This window comes from Pseudomonas sp. Marseille-Q5299 (genome assembly GCF_943737035.1).
Taxonomy (GTDB): domain Bacteria; phylum Pseudomonadota; class Gammaproteobacteria; order Pseudomonadales; family Pseudomonadaceae; genus Aquipseudomonas; species Aquipseudomonas putida_E.
Map to the genome: position 1 here is coordinate 1 of NZ_CALSFR010000015.1, position 4,968 is coordinate 4,968.

Annotated in this window: 4 protein-coding genes; all 4 read left to right on the forward strand. The window is 55.5% G+C overall.

Going from position 1 to position 4,968, the window contains the following annotated elements:
- The coding region (locus tag NGJ21_RS25835) for a DUF2345 domain-containing protein (RefSeq protein WP_251962889.1) at positions 1-1,235 on the forward strand (1,235 nt) is incomplete at its 5' end.
- Positions 1,235-2,986 carry an esterase/lipase family protein gene (locus tag NGJ21_RS25840; protein ID WP_251962890.1) on the forward strand — a complete coding sequence of 584 codons (1,752 nt, stop codon included), beginning with the start codon at positions 1,235-1,237 and terminating at the stop codon, positions 2,984-2,986. The genes NGJ21_RS25835 and NGJ21_RS25840, both read left to right, overlap by 1 nt.
- 119 nt (positions 2,987-3,105) lie before the next feature.
- Complete coding sequence (locus NGJ21_RS25845; RefSeq protein ID WP_251962891.1) at positions 3,106-3,993, forward strand: T6SS immunity protein Tli4 family protein; 888 nt, start codon at positions 3,106-3,108, stop codon at positions 3,991-3,993.
- Between the two features lie 4 nt (positions 3,994-3,997).
- Positions 3,998-4,968 (forward strand): type VI secretion system Vgr family protein (locus NGJ21_RS25850; protein ID WP_251962892.1); only part of this gene is annotated, 971 nt, incomplete at its 3' end.

Consider the following 4,968-nt stretch of genomic DNA (forward strand, 5'->3'; position numbering starts at 1 on the left):
CGCTGGTCATGGGCCAGGTCTACGGCGGCCACAAACCCGCCTGGCACTCCAGCGGCCTGATGAGCGGCTACAAGAGCAAGGAAGTCGGCGGTGGCGGCTTCAACCAGTGGGTCATGGACGACTCCACCGGCCAGGTCCGCACACAGATCCACAGCAGCCACGGCCATACCCAGCTCAACCTCGGCTACCTGATCGACCAGCGCGGCAACAACCGCGGCGGCCTGCGCGGCACCGGCTTCGAGCTGCGCACCGACGCCTACGGCGCCCTGCGCGCCCAGCAAGGCCTGTACCTGAGCACCTGGAAGCGCAGCAACGCCGAAGGCGCCCAGCTCGACGTCAGCGAGGCCCAGCAACAGCTGCAGAACAGCGAGCAACGCCTCAAAACCCTCTCCGAGACGGCCCAGCAGCACAACGCCGACGCCCTGCAGGGCGGCCTCGACAGCCTGACTCAGCTCAACGCCGACACCGACGTGACCTACGGCAACGACAGCAGCAGCCCGAGCCAGGGGCCGAGCGAACAGCAGCGCAACGGCGGCGACACCGCCTGGGCGATTCGCAACGGTGGCCGCGGTAAGACCCCGGGTTACCAGAAGCCGCTGCTGATCGCCTCCTCCCCAGCCGACATCGCCACGGCCACGCCGCAGAACACACACCTGCACAGCGGCAAGCACCTGACCATCAGTACCGGGAAAGACGTCAACATCGCCAGCGGCAAATCGCTGCTGGCCAGCGTGGTGCACAGCATCAGCCTGTTTGCGCAGAACGCCGGCGCCAAGCTGTTTGCGGCCAAAGGCAAGGTGGAGCTACAAGCGCAGAACGACGAGATGCTGCTGACTTCACTGCAGAACATGAAGCTCAGCTCTACGGCGGCCGGTATCGAAATCGCCGCCAAGGACGGCATTCTGCTCACCAGTGGTGGCGGCTACATCCGCATAAAGGGCGGCAATATCGAAATCCACGCGCCGGGGACCATTGATGTCAAAGGGGCGAAAAAGGTCTTCAGTGGCGGCACCAGCCTGTCGCATACCTTTAACGAGATGCCCAAGACCGACTTTGCCGACCCTTATGTGATCAAGAAGCTCAGTACTGGTGAGCCTGCGTCGGGAGTGAAGGTTGAAGTTACCAGGGCTGATGGCAGCGTGATGCAGTATGTGTCGGATGCGGCGGGGAAGATTCCGGTGCAGCAGAGTCAGATTGCTGAGTTTGTGAAAATCAAAGTATTGGGAGATGCATGATGAGCCGTTTCGCTAAGCCTCATGAATCGACAGCTGAAAAAAGGGATCTCGCCATGGGAACTAAGACATCGACCCCCAATGATTCTGCGCTTCACCTGCCTCAAGAATATGATGAGGATGGGATGCTGGCGGCCCATACAACACTCTCCTCCTCGGCTAATCTGATAGAGAAATCCTTGCCTTACAAAGGCGATAAGGTCATACCGATTGTCTTCATACCAGGGATCATGGGCACCAACCTCATGAATATGAAGACCAAGAAGCGCGTCTGGGTAGCACCCAACATGGATGGTATTTTCCCGGTTGTCAAAACGCTGGGGCTCCTCTTTGGCAGCTGGTTCAAGTCGTCCAAGCAACGGCAAGCCGAGCTGGACTCGACCCCCGGCGCGGTAGGGGTCTACGAAGGTGGCGAGCTGGACGCTGCTGGCAGCGGGCTTTCGAAAGACGATATGCGAACCCGTAAGTGGGGGGCAATAATGCGCTCTGCCTATCATCCGATTATGGGTGAAATGCAACGCCAGATGAATGACATCATGCTCAATGGCAACCTCCAAGGTGCATGGAGAGAGCGTGTCGATCAAGCGCCTGCAGACTGGGGGGACTGGGAGGATAATCCCAGCCTCACTGCGATGGGCGATGCAAGTGGGTTGAAGATCGCAGCAGACACACAGTATGAAGTTTGGGCGGCCGGCTATAACTGGCTGCAGTCGAACCGCGACTCAGCTAAAGACATTATTGACTACATCAATGATACGGTACTTCCGCATTACAACGGGAAAGCCGAAAAAGTTATTATCGTAACCCACTCAATGGGTGGCTTGGTGGCGAGAGCCATGATCGCTTGCCACGGGTTCGATAAAGTATACGGGATTATCCATGGCGCGATGCCAGCAACTGGAGCACCCGCAAGTTACAAGCGAGTTCGGGCAGGGTTTGAAGCGTTGGCTGAAAAGAAAATTCTGGGGCGCGATGCCGCAGATGGTATAGCGGTGATGGCATTTGCAAACGGCCCGCTGGAACTGTTACCTTCTCACGACTATAATGACGGCGAACCTTGGCTGTTTGCAAAAGACAAATCCAGCCTTGAGAGAGTACTACGCCTTCCCGAGCGATGCCCTTATGAAGAAATCTATAAATCAGAAAAATGGTGGGGATTGATCCCTGAACAAAATAATAAATTATTTGACCCCGCAGGTATTGTTTCTGCCAGCCAGTCAAAACCGAAAAAATTGAGGAAAATTGAGTCAGCGCCGCCGTCTTTACGACAAGAATTTTGTGATATCATTGACGAAGTAAAAGTTTTCCACGCTGACATTGAAAAAAAATACCATACGAACACCTTCGTGCATTATGCTGCCGAGTCGAAATCACCCAAACTTTATACTTGGGGAACAATTGAGTGGGCAGCCAATAGCCTCCAAGGTCTCGATATTAAAACAGCCAATCTGAGCAGCGACAATCTGGACGCAGAGATCACGCTAAACGGCGTTTATACCCTTAGCATTGGGCCGGGTTACTACCCTGGCGACGGCACGGTTCCGGCATTTTCATCTACTGCACCCCGAGGTAAACGAGGCGTGCACGGCGCATTTGCTCACGGACAAAATGGCGGAATACTTAACCGTTACTGCAAAGAAGGAGCGTTCAATAACTCGGCGGGTTACGGCCACCAGGATGCTTACACTGACAAGGCCGGCCGAACGCAATTCGCTACTTTATACAGCCTGATAAGAATCTCTAACAGCATTTGATATTTCAATAGCAAAATGGATCTGAGATGAATTTAGTCCACCGGACTTTAATAGCTGTAGCTTTAATATGCGCATCATGCTCACTTTTCGCAGCCACCAGCAAACCAAGAGAGGCCGTCATGCCTGAAAACAACTGGAACACGCACTACTTCGGCCGCTTTCAATTATCGCTCCCACGAGGCTCGGAAATCGCTGCTGACTACAAGATTTTTGATGAAAAACTTGAATTGGTGAGCAAAAACGGTAAATCTCAATTGCCAGCCATTACTTCACGCCTCATTGAAGACCTTGAAAAAGGAGTCGCTCGCGGGACCAGCAGCAAATACGAGAAAACAATTCAGCTCGACAATGGAAGCGTGCTTTTACTTTCACGCCTCAGCACACTCTACACCTTCAATGCATACTTGCTCACAAGTAAAAACACGTTGTATCACATGATGATCAAACGTGTCACACCAAACGGTGTAACTGAAGCAGTAGAGAACATGCGAAAACTAAGCAATGCCATTTACTTCAGACACCCTGATGCGGAGCCCCCGCACGGAGCCTTCGCATTGGAGGCTGGTTATTCAACGCTCCCCAATAATCAATTTTTCGAATCTGTCTATATGGGCGCGCAAATTAGTGGCCACACAGGAAACTATGTAAGCCTTCTTACAAAGAGCATTATCGAGAAAGAACCCAGCCTTATCGAGCGATTCGAGCAAAAGGAATACGATCCCGTAGTGGGTGAGCTGTCAAATAGTGGCCGCTTACAGACTCTTCGAAAGAACAAGCGAACTGTAGGCGGCATCGACGGGGAAGAGGTGGCAGTTAGTACGATAATAGATGGCAAAAATTTTTATGCCTTCCAATTCGAATATGATGGGACATTAGAATCCAATACACGCCCCTATATTGCGATTGAGTTAGGCACTCATGAAAGTGGAAGCAACTTCAAATCGAATGAGGAAGCGTTGGCGTTTTGGGATGAGCTGTTGCACGGTTTCAAACCTCTTCCGGAGTAAATGGATGAAGGCGAAGGCGAAGGAGTTATACATTTCGCCATACAGCCGCCTGCTGCAGCTGACCACTCCACTGGGTGCCGACCGGCTCCAGGCCCTGCGCGCCCACGGCGTCGAGCGCATCTGGCAGGACAAGGCCCTGCCCGCGATCCTCGAAGCCGTGTTCGTCCAGTACCCACAGGCCAAAGGCAACTACCGCCTCGAGCTGCGCCGCGAGTATGCACCGCTGTCCTACGTCACCCAGTTCAACGAAACCGACGCCAACTTCGTGCAACGCTGGTGCGAGCTCGAAGGCATCTTCTGGTACGTCGAGCACAAGCCCGACAGCCACTGCATCGTCTTCACCGACAGCGTCGACACCCTGCCCGCCCTCACCCCGCAGAGCGTGCCGTTCCACACCCAGAGCGTCACCGAAAAACAGGACGGCATCACCCAGTGGAGCACCGGCTCGCAGCTGCTCAGCGGCAAGCTCAACTGGCGCAGCGTCGACTACCTGGCCCACAGCCAGCCACGCGAAAGCGTGATGCCGGCGCTTGAAGCCGCTTCCGCCCCCGCTGCTCTGGAACGCTACGAATACCAGGGCCAGTACAACTGGCAGAAGCAGGAGCGCGGCGACTGGCTGAGCCGCGTGCAGATCGAACAGCGTGAATCCCAGGCCCGCCGCGTGCACGGCCAGGGTGGCGTGCGCCAGTTGCAGGCCGGGCGCTGGTTCGAGCTGACCCAGCACCCGCTGTACGAACGCAAGGCCGCCGAAGCCCGGCAGTTCCTGCTGATCGAGGTGCAGTTCTTTGCCGAGAGCAACCTGCCCATGGCCCAGCAGCGCCGTGATGCGCCCGGCAGCCTGGCAACGTTGTTCAAATCGGTACGCCCGGCGCCGGACGATGCCCTGCTCGGCTCGAAGCTCAGCGAAGCCTCCTACGGCTTCTTCCTCAGCACCTTCGAAGGCCAGCTGCACAGCGCGCCCTACCGCAGCCCGTT

Bases quoted from the DNA above. Each gene is read 5' to 3' on its own strand.
- NGJ21_RS25840 (WP_251962890.1), top strand. From the start codon at position 1,235: ATGAGCCGTTTCGCTAAGCCTCATGAATCGACAGCTGAAAAAAGGGAT.
- NGJ21_RS25845 (WP_251962891.1), top strand. From the start codon at position 3,106: ATGCCTGAAAACAACTGGAACACGCACTACTTCGGCCGCTTTCAATTA.